General features: G+C 66.9%; 1 protein-coding gene. It reads left to right on the top strand.

Annotated elements, in window-relative coordinates:
* The coding region (locus tag IVB32_RS36160; protein WP_247412925.1) for an ATP-binding protein at window positions 1-490 on the top strand (490 nt) is incomplete at both ends.

Below are 490 nucleotides of genomic sequence, written 5' to 3'. Positions count from 1 at the left end.
CTTGAGCGCGGCCGCCGAGAGACATGACGATCATGTCCTGCTGCGCATCACCGTGCGCGATACCGGCATCGGCATCGCGCCCGACATGCACGAGCGGATTTTCGAGGATTTCGTCCAGGCTGACGACAGTATCGCGCGGCGGTTCGGCGGCACCGGCCTTGGACTGGCGATCGCGCGGCGCCTCACCCGCCTGATGCGCGGCGAGCTGACGGTGGCGAGCACGCCGGGTACGGGCAGCTCCTTCATGCTTGAGGTACCGCTTGGCCTCGTCACCACCGACATCGCGCAAGGCGCGGTTCAGCCGCCATCGCGGCAGCTTCGCGTGCTGCTGGTCGACGACGACCCCGTCAATTGCGAGGTCGGTGAAGCGATGTTGAAGAGGCTCGGCCACCACGCCACCATCGCCACGAACGGCGCGTCGGCCGTCGCGCTCCCCCGCGATCAGGCGTTCGACATCATCCTGATGGATCTGCACATGCCCGACATGGAC

Source organism: Bradyrhizobium sp. 23 (assembly GCF_023073295.1).
Lineage (GTDB): Bacteria > Pseudomonadota > Alphaproteobacteria > Rhizobiales > Xanthobacteraceae > Bradyrhizobium > Bradyrhizobium canariense_D.
Note: the sequence above shows the minus strand (reverse complement) of the source record. Positions and strands in the feature narration are given on the sequence as shown.